This window comes from Vineibacter terrae (assembly GCF_008039615.1).
In the GTDB taxonomy this organism is placed as follows: domain Bacteria; phylum Pseudomonadota; class Alphaproteobacteria; order Reyranellales; family Reyranellaceae; genus Vineibacter; species Vineibacter terrae.
Window position 1 is genome coordinate 19,325 of the sequence record NZ_VDUZ01000038.1, and the last position, 14,008, is coordinate 33,332.

The following is a 14,008-nucleotide window of genomic DNA, read 5'->3' on the forward strand; positions in this document are numbered from 1 at the left end:
CCCTCCGGCCCTTCGGGCCACCTCCCCGCGACGCGGGGAGGAATGAACCAAGGGAGGAAACGATGTTGGTACGAGTCGGTTTGCGGAACGTCCTCACGGCGCTGGCCGTCGCAGCCGTGATGGCGTCGACATTCACCGCGCCACCAGTGGCGGCCCAGCCCAAGGATGTGAAGGTGGCCGTGATCGCGCCGCTCAGCGGCCCGTGGGCACGCCAGGGCAAGCTCATGCAGATGGGCGCCGAGATGGCGATCGACGAGATCAACGACAGCGGCGGGATCAAGGCGCTGGGCGGCGCCAGGCTGAAGCTGATCCTGGCCGACGCCGGCGACTCGGCGGAGAAGGCCAAGAACGCCGCGCAGCGCATCCTGGCGCAGGAGCCCGACCTGGTGGGCGGCACCGGCGCCTGGCTGAGCTCGTTCACCCTGGCGGTGACCGAGATCACCGAGCGCGCCGGCGTGCCGATGCTGACGCTGTCCTACTCCGACGCGATCACCGAGCGCGGCTTCCACTACGTGTTCCAGACCTCGCCGACCGGTGGCACCCAGGCCAAGGTCGCCCTGCCGACCCTGCTGCAGCTGGCCGAGAAGGCGACCGGCAAGAAGCCGAAGACTGTCGGCATCATCATGGACAACACGGCCGCGCCCGTCAGCTTTGCCAAGCCGATGCGCGAGGGCGGGCTGCAGGCGCTCGGGCTGGAGCTGGTCGTGGACGAGGTCTTCACGCCGCCGCTGGCCGACGCCACGGCACTCGTCCAGAAGGTGCGGCGCGCCAGGCCGGAGCTGATGCTGCTGCTGCCCACCAACGTGCCGGACGACAAGCTGATCCTGGAGAAGTTCAACGAGTTCAAGCTGGGCCAGGGCCGCGTGCCGCTGATCGCCAACGGCGCCCATATCGGCTCGCCCGAGCTCTTGAAGAATGTCGGGCCGGAGCTGCTCGAAGGCCTGATGTTCATCGTCGCCAACTGGGGCGTGAAGGGCCAGGAGGCGATCATCGAGCGCTTCAAGAAGCGCACCGGCGAGCCCTGGATCACCCAGGACAGCATGACCGCCTACGGCGACATGTGGATCCTCAAGGAAGCGCTGGAACGGGCCGGCGTGGCCGACTCCAGGAAGGTCGCCGAGGCGATGCGCTCGCTCGATCTCAAGGACGGCCCGGCAGCGCTGGCCTTTCCCGGCGGCGTGAAGTTCGAGGCCAACGGCCGCCGCGCCGGCGCCCACCTGGTGATCGTGCAGTGGCAGAAGGGGCAGGCCGTCACCGTCTACCCCACCGAGCTGGCGCTGGCGCCGCCGATCTGGCCCAAGCAGCAGCCGTAGGGGCTCGATCTGTCATCCCGAGAGCCTGTGATTTTATATCTTCCCCCGGAGGGCAGGGCATTCGCGTATGACCTCGCTGTCATCCCGAGCGTCGCGAGGGATCTCCCGCAAATTGCGCACCGTGCGCCTTGCCGCAGGAGATCCCTCGCTGGCGCTCGGGATGACAGCCGGTTCCCTGTCAGCCGCCCTTCTTCAGGAACGCGTAGTCCGCCGAATAGGGCACGCTCAGGAAGCTATTGACGCGCTCGCACGGGCCGTCGGCGACGCCGCCCTTGGTGTTGAGGCGCTGGATGGTCGTGACGCCGGTGAGCTTGCCGGCGCCGCGGTGCGACGTCGCCTCGAGCTTCAACAGGGGGATGTCCTTGGCCGTCGCGCCGGGCGCCCGGCCGCTCACCTTGCCCACGACCACGCTGCCGTCGGTCAGCTCCCAGCTCGGGCCGGCGTAGTGCCGGCCGGCCGTCTGGCCGCTGACGAGCAGTGTTGCCACCGGCTCGCGGAACTGCCAGACGAGCTTGCCGCTATCGTTGGCCTTGCAGTCGTAGATCTGGGCGCCTTCGGCATGCATCGTGGCCACCACGGTCTCGCCGGGTGCGGCGATCGCGGCCGGAACCTGATCCTGCGCCATGACGGGCACCGCGAGGAAAGCAAGGCACGCGACGGCGGAAGGAATGCGCAACGGCATGATCATGCTGGTTCTCCCTCTGGCCCTCGATGTAGATCAAGCGAGGGGTGTGGGACCAGTAAGGCTTTCATATCGTCCCATCAGGCAGACTTTGCCAAGCGCGGCGCCTCACGCGGCCGGCCGCGCGCGCCGCGGCCAACGCGATGCCACCCGCGGCAGCACCGATTCGATCAGTTGCCGGGTCTGCGCGATCATGTCGTCCTCCGACGTGCCGACCGGCCGCAGGATGAACTTCGACAGGCCGGCGTCCACATACTCGGCGATGCGCTCCAGGATGGCATCGGCGCCGCCGATGGCGAAGTAGCGTGCCGGGTCGCGGCCGGTGCGTTTGGCATAGGCTTCCATCGCGGCTCCCATGCCAGGCTCGTCCGGGCGGCCGAAGCGGAAGGGGAAGGCGGCGCCATAGTGATCGTCGTCGATGGTTCGGCCCGAAGAAGCGGCGGCTTGCTTGATGGCGGCGACCACACGGCTGGCCTCCGCGGGCGTCTCGGCGCCGGCCTGCCAGCCGGTGCCGATGCGGGCGGTGCGCTGGATCGCCGCCTCGGAGGCGCCGCCGATCCACATCGGCAGGTCGGGCTGGACCGGCTTGGGCGAGATCGAGGCGCCGGACAAGCGGTAGTGCGCGCCGGTGAAATCGACGCTGTCCTCGCGCCACAGGCGGCTGATGATCTCCAGCCCCTCGTCGGTGCGGCGGCCCCGGGTGCGGGTGTCGGCATTCAGCGCCTTCCATTCCGGCGCCAGCGGGCTGCCGATGCCGAAGGCCGGCAGCAGGCGGCCCTCGGAGAGCACATCGATGGTGGCGCACTGCTTGGCCACCAGAACGGGATCGCGCAACGCCACGGAGATGACGTTCACGCCGAATTTCAGCCGCCGCGTGCGGCCGGCCATCGCCGCCACGGCGGTCATGCATTCCAGAATCGGCTGCCGGCTGACGACCCGGTCGGTCTGCCACAGCGAGTCGACGCCGCCCTGCTCGCACAGGTCGACCCAGCGCCAGTAGCCGGCGGCGGAGGCGAAGGGGAACTCCATCAGGCCCAGCCCGATCGCGACACTCATGGCATGCGCTCCTTGGACCATCGTGCATCAGCGAACACCGCCAGAAAGATCAACCACAGAGACACAGAAATCACGGAGGCGCACAGAGATGAAGAAGGTCGCGCGCCTTTGGCGCGCAGAAAGCATTGTTTCCCTCTGTACTACTGATCTCGAGAGTCCTCGCAAGCCGCGGCAATTTGAGTAGCCTTCATGGTAAGCTTGTCGAACCATGAAGGCGTCGCACAGTGGTCCGTGCGTGGCGCTTCATGGTTCGACAAGCTCACTATGAAGCGTTTTCCTCCCATTTGGGTTGCGGCCAACGGCTGCGCTGTGATCTCTGTGCCTCTGTGGTGAAATCTTTCCGGCCTTTACGCCGCGTGGGCAGCCGCGAGCGGCGCCCATTTGTCGAGCGTGCGCAGGATCTCGTCGGGATCCTTGTCCGGCACGCCCAGCAGCACCCGGTTGACGCCCGCCTTGGCATAGCCCTCGAGGGCTGCGGCATCGGGCGGCGCGCCGAACACCGATGTCGTCAGCGTCGCCGGATCGCGGCCGGCGGCGGTCGCCATGCGGTGCAGCCGCTCGATTGCCTCCACGGGGTTGAAGCCACGCGCGCCGCGCGGGAACCAGCCGTCGCAGTAGGCGACCACGCGCTTCAAGGTGTGGTCGGTCTCGCCGCCCAGCAGGACCGGCGGATGCGGCCGCTGCGCCGGCTTGGGGTAGCTCCAGATGGGATCGAAGTTCACCATGTCGCTGTGGAAGGACGCTTCTTCCTGCGTCCAGATCGCCTTCATGGCCTGCACGCGCTCGCGCATCAGCTTGAAGCGTGTCTCGTAGCGAGCGCCATGGTTTTCCATCTCGTCGACATTCCAGCCGCCGCCGATGCCGAAGACGAAGCGGCCGCCCGACAGCAGGTCAAGGCTGGCGATGACCTTGGCGAGCACGATGGGATCATGCTGCGGCACCAGGCAGACGCCGGTGCCGATCAGCAGCTTGCGCGTCGTGGCCGCGGCAAAGGCCAGCGCCACGAAGGGATCGTGCGTGCGCATGTAGCGCTTGGGCAGCTCGCCGCCGCCGGGAAAGGGCGTCTTGCGGCTGACCGGGATATGGGTGTGCTCGGGCACGAACAGCGATTCGAAACCGCGCTCCTCGAGCGCGCGTGCCAGCTCGGCGATATCGATGCCGTAATCGGTCGGGAAGTAGAATACTCCTACACGCATCGTTCTTCTCCACATGCGGCGGTCGACGTTGCAGCATCCTTTGATACGATACCGACGCCAGCTTGTCGCCGGTTCGATTCCTGGGAGGGAGCGCACCAATGAAGCATAGCCAGGACCGTATCATCACCAGCCATGCCGGCAGCCTGCCGCGCCCCGACGACCTCATCGAAGCCAACCGCCAGCGCGAGACCGGCGGCACGGTGGAGGAGGCGGGGTTCCAGGCCATGCTGCGCTCGGCGGTCGGCGATGTCGTGCGGCGCCAGAAGGAGGCCGGCATCGACGTGGCCGGCGACGGCGAATACGGCAAGTCGATGTGGCACAAGGTGAACTACGGCGCCTGGTGGAGCTACTCGTTCCACCGCCTGAGCGGCCTGGAGCTGAAGGGGCTAGGCCTCTACGACTTCCCCGTGCGCCGCTCGACGCCGGGCGAGGTGGTGCTGTCCAGCTTCGCCGACCGCCGCGACCGGCTGCGCTTCGCGGCCGCGTACGCGGATCCGGAGTCCGGCGTGTCGACCGGGCCGCGCCTGAAGAACTGGCCGACCTGCGTCGGGCCGATCGCCTACAAGGGCCACGAGGCGATCCAGGCCGACATCGCCAACTTCAAGGCGGCGCTGGCAGCCAGCGGTATCGAGGAGGGCTTCATGACCTCGATCGGTCCGGGCAGCGCCTCGCGCATCGGCAACGAGCACTACAAGACCGACGAGGAATTCGTCTTCGCCTGCGCCGACGCCATGCGGCCGGAATACCAGGCGATCATCGATGCCGGGCTGGTGCTGCAGATCGACGATCCGTCGATCGCCGAGAACTTCGACCAGATCAATCCCGAGCCGACGATCGAGGACTATCGCAAGTTCACCATGGTGCGGGTCGAGGCTCTCAACCATGCGCTGCGGGGGCTGCCGCAGGACCGCATCCGCTTCCACCTGTGCTGGGGGAGCTGGCATGGGCCGCACACCACCGACATCGCCATGCGCGACATCATCGAGGTGATGCTGGCGATCAACGCCTCGGCCTATTCGTTCGAGGCCGGCAATGTGCGCCATGAGCACGAATGGGCGGTCTGGAAGGACGTCAAGCTGCCGGACGGCAAGCGTATCCTGCCCGGGGTGGTGAGCCACGCCACCAACGTGGTCGAGCACCCCGATCTGGTGGCCGAGCGCATCCTGCGTTTTGCCAGGCTGGTCGGCCGCGAGAACGTCATCGCCGCGACCGATTGCGGCCTGGGCGGACGCGTGCACCCGCAGATCGCCTGGGCCAAGCTCGAAGCGTTGTCGCAGGGCGCGGCGCTGGCGACGAAGAAGCTGTGGCGGCGAAAATCCTCGACGGGATTTCGGACCGCGGGCGTCCACGCCCGCATTCGCTCGAAGCGAAGCGCAGAGCGAAAGCATGACCGGCGCTGACGCGCCGATGCGCGCGTGGACGCGCGCGGTCCGAAAGCCGTTCGCTACGCTCGGGATGACAGCAGCCTCTGCGGCATGCCGCCAAGCTCGTGGATGCGCGGCCGGAGCGTGTCGCCGGCCAGTTCCGCCGTCGCAAGCGCAATGGGCAGGGTGAAGCGGCGCGGCCCGGCGCTGCCCGGATTGAGATAGAGCACGCCGTCGACGGTCGCGACCTTCGGCCGGTGCGAATGGCCTGACACGACGACATGGATGCCGTGCGCCACCGGATCGATATCCAGCTCGTTGACGTTATGCAGCACGTAGATCGACCAGCGCCCGAGCTTCACGAGCGCCGTGTCCGGATATCCGGTCGCCCATGCACCTCTATCGACGTTCCCCCTGATCGCCGTGGTCGGTGCGAGCTTGCGCAGCGCAGCAATCACCTCGGGCCTGCCGATATCGCCGGCATGGATGATGTGCTGGACATCCGCAAGCCGCTCGATCGCTTCCGGGCGCAGCAGACCATGGGTATCAGAGATGACGCCGATCATCATGGTTTCGGATCCGGCGCGAAGGCCGGCTCACTCGTCCGCGCGTGACTCCCGGATGCGCCGCGTGCCCTGGTACACCGGCTTGGCCGGATCCATCACGAAGCGGATGCGCGGCAGGTCGGTGTCGACCGTGGCAACCGTGGCGACGATCGGGTTGCCGGGCTGCAGGGGGCCGGCATTCCATGCCGCTGGGTCGAAGACGCTGACCTCCGGCCGGCCGCGTTCGGCCTTGTGGAACACGTATTTGGGGTCGACCTGAATCAGCATCGGCGATGTCGTGCCATCCAGCGGCGCATTGGCCATGGTCACCCAGTTGATCAGCTGCACGTCCGACCCGGAGATCGCCTCCGGATTCACCAGCGCGCAGTCCAGGACCGTGACGGCATCCTTCACGACGGTGCCCATGAGCCGATCGTGGCGGCGGGTCAGGCTGACCTTGGCGGCGCTGGCGGGAAAGCCCCAGCCGCGGCGCAGCCCGTCGGCGGCCTCCGGCGTGCTGGCGTAGGCGCCCAGGACCAGGCCGCGCGGATGCGCGCCGGCGCGGCTGCCCAGGCGCACCGTGGCGAACGTGAACGGCCCGACCGGGCTCTCCGGGCAGCGTGTGAACGTGAACGCCAGATAGGACGGCACGGCCGGGTGCATGGCCTTGGGCAGCAGCGCATCGGCGGCGCCGCGCGGCGTCTCCAGCAGCAGCTGCATGGTCTCGGCACCAGGCAGCGCCCAGGCATGGGTATCGAGGTCGGGCAGGGTGGGCAGGTGGGGCGCGATCGTGCTCAGGTCGAGCTGTCCAAAAAGCGGCATCACGCACCTCCCGCGGCAGCCGGCGCCAGGGCCCGCTTGCTGGCCGGCGTGGCGAAGGCCGGCATCACTTCCTTGGCGAACAGGCGCAGGCTGGCCAGCACCTGCTCCTGCGGCACCACCTCATTGGCATTGAGCAGGAAGTTGATGCGGTCGACGCCGATCGACTCCCAGCGCTTGATGGCGCGGATGATGCGCGCCGGATCGCCGAAGCACAGCCCCTCGGCCTGCTCGCTGCTGGCATCGGGCCCGGTCGCGGCCCGCCGCAGCTGCGGCAGCAGGCCCAGCGACTGGTAGGAGCGCGACGCGAAGACCTCGCGCGTGGAGATCAGCTGCGCGGCAAGGTAGTTGAAGGTATCGCCCAGCCGCTTGCCCGTGGCGACGCCGATGTCGTTGTCCTCGTGGCAGAACAGGAAGTTGGTGGTGCCGACCTGCTCGTTGACGAAGGCGCCGACCGGCTCGCACAGCTGAATGCGCCGGCGATACTCGCGGATCTTCTTCTCCTGCTCGGCGAAGCCGGCGAAGGTCAGGCCCAGGCTGCCCAGGCCGCGGTCGGCGGCATCGAGCTCCGTGCCGGGGCTGGTGACGGCCACCCACATCGGCGGGTGCGGGCGCTGGTAGACCTTGGGCAGGATCGTGCGTTCCGGCATCGACCAGAACTCGCCCTGGTAGGAGAAGCTCTCCTGCATCCACATCTTGGGCAGGCAGCGCACGAACTCGTCCCACGACTTCTTGGTGTCGTCTGGGTTGGCGCGGAAGCCGCCCAGCTCCGTCCACGTTGCCGACCGTCCGGTTCCCACCTCCAGGCGCCCGCCCGACAGGATGTCCAAGGTCGCGGTGCGCTCGGCGATCTTGATGGGGTGGTTGAACTCCGGCACGCACACGACGATGCCGTGGCCGACGCGGATGTTCTTGGTCACCATCGCGCACGCCGTGAGGAACAGCTCCGGCGCCGAGCAGTGCGAGTACTCCTCGAGGAAATGGTGCTCAACCGCCCATACCTGCTCGAAGCCCAGCTCGTCGGCCAGCTTCACCTGCTCGAGGCAGTTCATGTAGACTTCGCGCTCGCGTTCGCGCGTCCAAGGCCGCGGCACGGAGATTTCGTAGAAGATCCCGAACTTCATAGGCGCCCTCCGCTACGGACTCCGCCGTTTGCGTCGCAACGATAGGCACGGGCGGCGAAGGCCGGCAAGCTGCCCCGGCCGCGCGCTTTCGCTGGGCAGACATGCCCGATGATAGGTCTTGTCATTGGCTGTGCGGGCCTTTGTCATGGCGGCACTGACAGGAGCGACGTTCCATGCCGATACGCATCTTTGCCCATCTGACCGATGATCTCGCAACGGCAGGCCAGCAGGCGCGGGAGATCGAGGCGCTGGGCTTCGACGGCGTGATGAGCCACGAATCGGCGCACGATCCGTTCTTTCCGCTGCTGCTGGCGGCCGCGAGCAGCCAGCGGCTGCACCTGATGACGGATGTCGCGATCGCCTTCGCGCGCACGCCCATGACGCTGGCCAATCTCGCGCATGATCTCAACGCCTTCTCCGGCGGGCGCTTCGTGCTGGGCCTCGGCTCTCAGATCAAGCCGCATGTCACGCGGCGCTTCAGCATGCCGTGGTCGCATCCGGCGGTGCGCATGCGCGAGCTGATCCAGGCGATCCGCGCCATCTTCGCAACCTGGTATGACGGCGCGCCGCTGCGGTTCGAGGGCCAGTTCTACAACCACACGCTGATGACGCCGGCCTTCACCCCGACCAACACGGCGCACGGCAAGCCGTCGATCGGCATCGCGGCAGTCGGGCCGCTGATGACGGAGACCGCCGGCGCGGTGGCGGATCGGCTGTTCGTGCACCCGTTCACGACCGAGGCCTATCTGCGCCAGGCGACCCTGCCGCACCTGCGCAAGGGGCTGGACAGCACCGGGCGTGACCCCGGGGCCTGCCAGCTCGTCTATGACCCGATGATCATCACCGGCACCAACGAGGCGCAGTTCGCCGCCGCGCGCAAGGCCCTGGCGGACCGCATCGCCTTCTACGCCTCGACACCGGCCTACAAGCCGGTGCTGGACGCCCATGGCTGGGGGGCGCTGCAGCCGGAGCTGCAGGCCATGACCAAGAGCGGACGCTGGTCCGAGATGGGCAGCCTGGTGACGGACGAGATGCTGCGCACCTTCGCGGTGATGGGCGAGGTGAAGGACATCGCGCCCCAGATCTGGAGCCGCTACGGCGACCTCGTCGCCGATTTCGGCCTCGCCAGCAGCGTGGTCGACCGGGAAACGCTGGCGCAAATTGCCGCCGACCTGCGCACGAAAGCCGCTTCCGGCTGATACGGGGCAATATCGGCCCCGCCCCGGATTTGCTAGTCTGCGCCGCCGCAATGAGGCGGCAGCGGAGCGTATGGTGTCGACCCAGTCCAGTGCCGGTGTGGCCGCGTTGAAATCCTGGCTCGTCCAGCAGGCGCTGCTGGCGACGCCCGTGCCACGCATCGCGGCGCGTTTCGCCGACGATCTGCTGGCGCTGGGGGTGCCGTTGTGGCGCGCCCATGTCGGCATCAGCACGGTCCATCCGCAGATCGAGTCCATCGGCCTGACCTGGACGCGGCAGGGCAAGCGCCAGCTGGAGGAGTTCGAGCACGGCTCGTTCGCGCGGATCGCCAACTCGAGCCCGTTCTACGACGCCGTCTCCGCGGCGCATGTGCTGGCGCAGGCACGCGCCGAGGACGCGCAGGAGACCGTGATCCCGATGATCCGCCACCGCCTGGAGCGGGGCGAGGGGCCGCAATCCTATCCCCTGCTGGCCGAGTTCCATGCCGCCGGCGGCACCGACTACCTGTGCTTCGTGATCGTCTATGGCAATGACGGCCGCCTCGACGGCTCGCCAGGCGGCGCGGCCGTCAGCTTCACGACCGACCGCCCCGGCGGCTTCTCGGACGGCGAGATCGCCATCATCGACGACCTGCTGCCGGCCTTCGGCGCCGCGTTGCGGGTCAGCGCCGATCTGCGCAAGACACGCACGCTGCTCGAAACCTATCTCGGCGGCGATGTCGGCCGCCGGGTGCTGAGCGGCGAGGTGCGGCGCGGCTCGGTCGAGGCGATGTCGGCGGCGATCATCGTCGGCGACCTGCGCGGCTTCACCGTGCTGGCCGACACGGTGCCGCGCGACCAGCTCGTCAGCATGCTCGACGACTATCTCGATTGCCTCGTCCGCCCGGTCGAGACCTCCAACGGCCAGGTGCTGAAGTTCCTGGGTGATGGCCTGCTGGCGACGTTCCCGTTCGAGGCGAAGGAGCCCGAGCTGGTCTGCCGCGATGCGCTTGCTGCAGCCACCGCCGCCTTGCAGCGCATCGATGCCTTGAACAGCCGTCGGCGGCAGGACGGCATGCCGACAATGACGCTCGACCTTGCCCTTCATGCCGGTGAGGTGCTCTACGGCAATGTCGGCTCCGACCACCGGCTCGATTTCACGATCGTCGGTCCCGCGGTCAACGAGGCGGCGCGGCTGGAGGCGCTGTGCGCCACGTTGGACGTGCCGCTGCTCGCCAGCCGGCGCTTCGTCGACCTGGCGGGCATCCCGCAGCATTTTCGCAGCCTCGGCCGCCATGCCCTTCGCGGCGTGCGCGCACCGGTCGAGGTGTTCGCGCTGCGCTAGTGCTGGGAATCGCAGGTCGCTGATACATCCGTCATCCCGAGCGCAGCGAGGGATCTCCCGCGTGGGACGCACAGTGCGCTATTCGCAGGAGATCCCTCGCTGCGCTTGGGATGACAGTCGCAACTCGCCTTCCATCGATAGTCGGCACCAGCCCCGACTACAGCAAGAGGCGGGTCAAGGCCGTCATCCCCAGCGCGGCGAGGGATCCTTTCGCTCCGCCGGCCAGCATTCTCTGCCGCGCTCGATGTGACCGGCGTGATCTGAAATCAGTGAACGGATGTGACGAACATCACATTCAGGTGCAATCGGCCGCCGTAGGGTGGGGCATCACCCGAGCCGAAATCACCACCGCAGGGCGACATGACCACCAAACTGCGCTTCAGGAACCTCCGCCCCGCGGGGCTCCTCGTGGCAGCGTCGGCTGCGTTCCTGGCGACATCGTGCGACGGCGAAGGCGCCTTTTTCCGGCCGCATCGCGTGGTATCACAGGTCGAGGCTGGTTCCTCGCACATCGCCGTCACCGCGGTCATGCGCTTTGCCGACGTGCGTCAGGCGATGAAGCCGGCATTCAATCTCAACGCTGCCGACGCCCGACGCGAGGTGATCCCGACCACGACCTATGTGGAGGAGCGCGTGCTCGATGCGCTGTCGGCCGCGCTCGGAATTGGGCTGCCACAATCGACGTTCACCCGGTCTCGCCGCATCGAGACGGTTGACGGCCAGACGAAGGACAGCCTGGTCAACGAGCAATCCAGGACCTCGGGGAGGCCGGTGCAACCCAAGGATCCACCGGGAGGGCTGACGGACGAGCAGCGCAAGGCTGCCACGTTGGCATCGGCCGACGACAAGCGTGCCGATCGCAAGGACCCCATGCTCGAGTATGCCGCGGCGACAGCCCTGTACCAGGAGGTCAAGCTCCTCGAGCAGCATGTCGACCATCTCGCGACCAGGAAGGGGTATACGCCGTACATCGTGCGGCTCAACGTCGGGTTGCAGCCGTTTGCCCGGAACCAGCCCTACGACGCCTATTTGAGCCTCGCGTTCTTCAGCGCACGCCACGCGGCATCGGCCCAGACCGTGCCGCTCGCGTGCCCCCCGGGGGCCCCCGCGGGGGCAGGCCGCGGATCGGCGTGGACGGTGGCACGTCCGCCGTATGTCGTGCCGCTGCTGGTGACGGACAATCTGGAAGCAAGCCGCGCCGCGCGCACGACCGAGCTGGTCCGCCAGATATCGCTTGCCGTCTCAGCGATCGCCCAGGGCGTGGCGATAGACACGTCCTTCGGCCGGACCCGGGACGAGCTGCGGTCGATCGTCGGCGACGAGCTCAACTCGGTCCTGTCCGTGGCCCGCAGCGTGGATAACGTCATCCAGGTGCGGTTTGGCGCCCCGCGTTCGCCGACGTCGGACTACACCATGGTGCCGCGCAACCACGCAGTGAGCGTCCTGCTGCTGATCCCGAATGAGATCGCCACGCCCGCCGGCCAGCAGGTCGGATTGGTGCGGCTGTTCGGCAAGGTGTCGCTGCGCCATGCGACGGAAGGTGAACGGCTCCCGTTCGACCGTGAGACCATCCGGCAGGAGGCGCGGCAGCTGCTGGCGCGATTGCTGAGCCCGCAGGAAGCCGACGACCTTGTGCGCAATTCGGAGGAATTCGACAGGCTGGTTGGCCTGCTGGCGTCGGTCCAGCGGCAGGACGTTTGCGCGTTCGACGCCATCTTCGCCGCCACGCCGTATCGGAAGCGGGTGAGTGAGACGGTCCTGTGGACGGCGCTCGCCGAGCTGAGTGTCAGGTCGGACTACCTCTCGGCGTCATTCGAGGTGCCACCGCCTGCGTCCACGGCAGCCAGATCGGCGACGCGCTGACGGCGCCAGCTTGTAACCAGGGGAGAAGCAGATGACCCATGCCCTTGTCGGAAACATGCAAGCCTGCATCGATGATGCTCGACGCGCGATCCTCGATGGCGAGGAAGGGCCGCCCGATCCCATCGACTTCGGCAACCTGCGCGCGCGCCTGGCGGCCAGCGAACGACAGCTGCCGCCCGTCTACCGGCAGCGCGTCGCATCGCCGTTCGGCCAGGCGCTCGATCAGCTGGGATCCGCCGGCTTCACTGACATGCTGCTGCGCGATGCGGCGCGCGAGCGTGAGGCCGGGCTGGTGCTCGACGTTGCCCATGCCATCCTCCAGAATGGCGAGGCTTACCAGGGCGTGGCCACGGACGCCTTCCAGGAGGTGGTGGCCGACCTCTACGACGGCTTTCTCAGCGCCGAGGATCGGCGCGGCGTGCCACCGCCGGACCACGACGTGCTGTCGCCCCTGGTCAAGTGGGGCAAGCCCCAGTTCGGCCCGTATACCTGGCCGTCGGACGCGACGGAACGGCTGGGGGTCGAGGCCGCCATCGTCAGCCTGCCACCGGCGCATGGCCGCGGTGGCCTGCTGGCCTGGGCTGCGCTGGCGCACGAGGCGGCGGGGCATGATGTGGTGCATGCCAACGACGGGTTGGAGTCGGAGCTGTCCGACAAGGTCCGCGCCGCCCTGTCGAAGTATCCGGCGCTCGCGGACTACTGGGCCGACCGCATGGATGAGACCGCGGCCGACGTGTTGGGCATCCTGAACATGGGGCCCTCCGCCGGGATCGGGTTGATCGGCTACTTCCGGGGCCTGCGTGCGGTGTTCGACGGGGTGGCCAGGCTGAGCAACGAAGCGTCGCCTTACGACCCCCATCCGGCGGACATCCTGCGCGGCTTCCTGGCCGCCGAGGTGGTGCGGCTGTGTCCCTTCGCTGGCAGGGATGCATGGGCCGATGCGATCCTGCAGGAGACGCTCCAGGACTGGGTGAACGGCCAGCTGCGCATCGCCGGAAAACCCATTGACCAGGCCACGGCGCGCAGCTCGGCCGAAGTCGTTGCGCAGGCGATTGCACAGAGCCACCTCACCGAGCTCGGTGGCCACAGCCTGGCCAGCATCCAGACCTGGCGAGACCGGGACGAGCAGATCGTCGATGCCCTGTGTCAGGCGCTCGGCGTGCCCGTCGGGTTGTCCGCCGAGCTGACGGGCGGCGTGTATGCCGCGCATGTCGTGGCAGCGGCCGTGAGGAGCGCGTTGCGCCCGGATGCCGACATCGCTCTGATCTTCACGCGCATGCTGCGGCTGCTGAAGCAGATGCATGACAGCAACCCGGCGTGGGGGCCGCTGTTCGTCATGCGCCGCGGCGATATCGCGCGCCATCGCATATGGCCGGGAACCGGCACGGGCGATGTTCCCGTCTTCGCTCGCGCACCGCAGCCAGCGCGTCCGCGTGCGCAGGGTCATGCCGCGCCGCGCAGCCGGGGGAACGTCCGGGACGCGGCGCGCGATCTCGAACGGGCCGCACCCGGCTAGCCCGGACGGC

At 68.1% G+C, this 14,008-nt stretch carries 13 protein-coding genes; 6 read left to right on the forward strand and 7 right to left on the reverse strand.

What is annotated here, in order from left to right:
• The first annotated feature begins 62 nt into the window (after positions 1-62).
• Positions 63-1,313, forward strand: a complete 1,251-nt coding sequence (locus tag FHP25_RS27970) for an ABC transporter substrate-binding protein (RefSeq protein ID WP_147850277.1) — start codon at positions 63-65, stop codon at positions 1,311-1,313.
• Between the two features lie 178 nt (positions 1,314-1,491).
• On the opposite strand, the gene FHP25_RS27975 is transcribed toward FHP25_RS27970, so the two are convergent.
• The 3 genes from FHP25_RS27975 to FHP25_RS27985 form a co-directional block, all read right to left on the reverse strand.
• Positions 1,492-1,995 carry a DUF3455 domain-containing protein gene (locus FHP25_RS27975; protein ID WP_147850342.1) on the reverse strand — a complete coding sequence of 168 codons (504 nt, stop codon included), beginning with the start codon at positions 1,993-1,995 and terminating at the stop codon, positions 1,492-1,494.
• A gap of 108 nt (positions 1,996-2,103) precedes the next feature.
• The gene (locus tag FHP25_RS27980) at positions 2,104-3,051 is read right to left on the reverse strand and encodes an LLM class flavin-dependent oxidoreductase (protein ID WP_178133830.1); all 948 of its coding nucleotides are present in this window, start codon (positions 3,049-3,051) and stop codon (positions 2,104-2,106) included.
• 347 nt (positions 3,052-3,398) lie between these two features.
• On the reverse strand, positions 3,399-4,247 hold the full coding sequence (locus tag FHP25_RS27985) for an LLM class F420-dependent oxidoreductase (RefSeq protein WP_147850279.1): 849 nt from the start codon (positions 4,245-4,247) through the stop codon (positions 3,399-3,401).
• Between the two features lie 98 nt (positions 4,248-4,345).
• On the opposite strand from FHP25_RS27985, the gene FHP25_RS27990 reads away from it, so the two are divergent.
• The gene (locus tag FHP25_RS27990; RefSeq protein ID WP_147850280.1) at positions 4,346-5,647 is read left to right on the forward strand and encodes a cobalamin-independent methionine synthase II family protein; all 1,302 of its coding nucleotides are present in this window, start codon (positions 4,346-4,348) and stop codon (positions 5,645-5,647) included.
• Positions 5,648-5,691: 44 nt separating this feature from the next.
• Here FHP25_RS27990 and FHP25_RS27995 read toward each other — a convergent pair whose 3' ends face one another.
• Genes FHP25_RS27995 through FHP25_RS28005 form a run of 3 tightly spaced genes read right to left on the reverse strand, consistent with a single transcriptional unit; the run spans position 5,692 to position 8,099 of the window.
• On the reverse strand, positions 5,692-6,180 hold the full coding sequence (locus tag FHP25_RS27995) for a metallophosphoesterase family protein (protein WP_147850281.1): 489 nt from the start codon (positions 6,178-6,180) through the stop codon (positions 5,692-5,694).
• Between the two features lie 27 nt (positions 6,181-6,207).
• Positions 6,208-6,978: an acetoacetate decarboxylase family protein gene (locus FHP25_RS28000; protein ID WP_147850282.1), complete on the reverse strand. Its 771-nt coding sequence runs from the start codon at positions 6,976-6,978 to the stop codon at positions 6,208-6,210.
• The gene (locus FHP25_RS28005; protein WP_147850283.1) at positions 6,978-8,099 is read right to left on the reverse strand and encodes an LLM class flavin-dependent oxidoreductase; all 1,122 of its coding nucleotides are present in this window, start codon (positions 8,097-8,099) and stop codon (positions 6,978-6,980) included. Before FHP25_RS28005 ends, FHP25_RS28000 begins: the two co-directional genes overlap by 1 nt.
• A 173-nt stretch (positions 8,100-8,272) precedes the next feature.
• Between FHP25_RS28005 and FHP25_RS28010 the strand changes: the two genes are divergently transcribed.
• The 3 genes from FHP25_RS28010 to FHP25_RS28020 all read left to right on the forward strand — a co-directional run bounded on the left by FHP25_RS28010 (position 8,273) and on the right by FHP25_RS28020 (position 12,482).
• Positions 8,273-9,298 carry a TIGR03617 family F420-dependent LLM class oxidoreductase gene (locus FHP25_RS28010; protein ID WP_147850284.1) on the forward strand — a complete coding sequence of 342 codons (1,026 nt, stop codon included), beginning with the start codon at positions 8,273-8,275 and terminating at the stop codon, positions 9,296-9,298.
• Between the two features lie 70 nt (positions 9,299-9,368).
• Positions 9,369-10,619 carry an adenylate/guanylate cyclase domain-containing protein gene (locus tag FHP25_RS28015; RefSeq protein ID WP_178133831.1) on the forward strand — a complete coding sequence of 417 codons (1,251 nt, stop codon included), beginning with the start codon at positions 9,369-9,371 and terminating at the stop codon, positions 10,617-10,619.
• A gap of 360 nt (positions 10,620-10,979) precedes the next feature.
• Positions 10,980-12,482 (forward strand): hypothetical protein, encoded by a 1,503-nt coding sequence (locus tag FHP25_RS28020; RefSeq protein ID WP_147850286.1) that lies wholly within the window; start codon positions 10,980-10,982, stop codon positions 12,480-12,482.
• Here FHP25_RS28020 and FHP25_RS41535 read toward each other — a convergent pair.
• Positions 12,406-12,792, reverse strand: a complete 387-nt coding sequence (locus FHP25_RS41535; RefSeq protein WP_218578647.1) for a hypothetical protein — start codon at positions 12,790-12,792, stop codon at positions 12,406-12,408. The genes FHP25_RS28020 and FHP25_RS41535 overlap by 77 nt on opposite strands.
• On the opposite strand from FHP25_RS41535, the gene FHP25_RS28025 reads away from it, so the two are divergent.
• Entirely contained in the window at positions 12,775-13,998 is a 1,224-nt protein-coding gene (locus tag FHP25_RS28025; RefSeq protein ID WP_218578648.1) for a hypothetical protein, read from the forward strand. The two genes, FHP25_RS41535 and FHP25_RS28025, sit on opposite strands and share 18 nt — an antisense overlap.
• The last annotated feature ends 10 nt before the right edge of the window (positions 13,999-14,008 follow it).

Excerpts from the sequence above, each read along its gene's own strand:
- FHP25_RS27970 (WP_147850277.1), top strand. The coding sequence starts at position 63 with ATGTTGGTACGAGTCGGTTTGCGGAACGTCCTCACGGCGCTGGCCGTC.
- FHP25_RS27975 (WP_147850342.1), bottom strand. The coding sequence starts at position 1,995 with ATGCCGTTGCGCATTCCTTCCGCCGTCGCGTGCCTTGCTTTCCTCGCG.
- FHP25_RS27980 (WP_178133830.1), bottom strand. The coding sequence starts at position 3,051 with ATGAGTGTCGCGATCGGGCTGGGCCTGATGGAGTTCCCCTTCGCCTCC.
- FHP25_RS27985 (WP_147850279.1), bottom strand. The coding sequence starts at position 4,247 with ATGCGTGTAGGAGTATTCTACTTCCCGACCGATTACGGCATCGATATC.
- FHP25_RS27990 (WP_147850280.1), top strand. The coding sequence starts at position 4,346 with ATGAAGCATAGCCAGGACCGTATCATCACCAGCCATGCCGGCAGCCTG.
- FHP25_RS27995 (WP_147850281.1), bottom strand. The coding sequence starts at position 6,180 with ATGATGATCGGCGTCATCTCTGATACCCATGGTCTGCTGCGCCCGGAA.
- FHP25_RS28000 (WP_147850282.1), bottom strand. The coding sequence starts at position 6,978 with ATGCCGCTTTTTGGACAGCTCGACCTGAGCACGATCGCGCCCCACCTG.
- FHP25_RS28005 (WP_147850283.1), bottom strand. The coding sequence starts at position 8,099 with ATGAAGTTCGGGATCTTCTACGAAATCTCCGTGCCGCGGCCTTGGACG.
- FHP25_RS28010 (WP_147850284.1), top strand. The coding sequence starts at position 8,273 with ATGCCGATACGCATCTTTGCCCATCTGACCGATGATCTCGCAACGGCA.
- FHP25_RS28015 (WP_178133831.1), top strand. The coding sequence starts at position 9,369 with ATGGTGTCGACCCAGTCCAGTGCCGGTGTGGCCGCGTTGAAATCCTGG.
- FHP25_RS28020 (WP_147850286.1), top strand. The coding sequence starts at position 10,980 with ATGACCACCAAACTGCGCTTCAGGAACCTCCGCCCCGCGGGGCTCCTC.
- FHP25_RS41535 (WP_218578647.1), bottom strand. The coding sequence starts at position 12,792 with ATGGGCAACGTCGAGCACCAGCCCGGCCTCACGCTCGCGCGCCGCATC.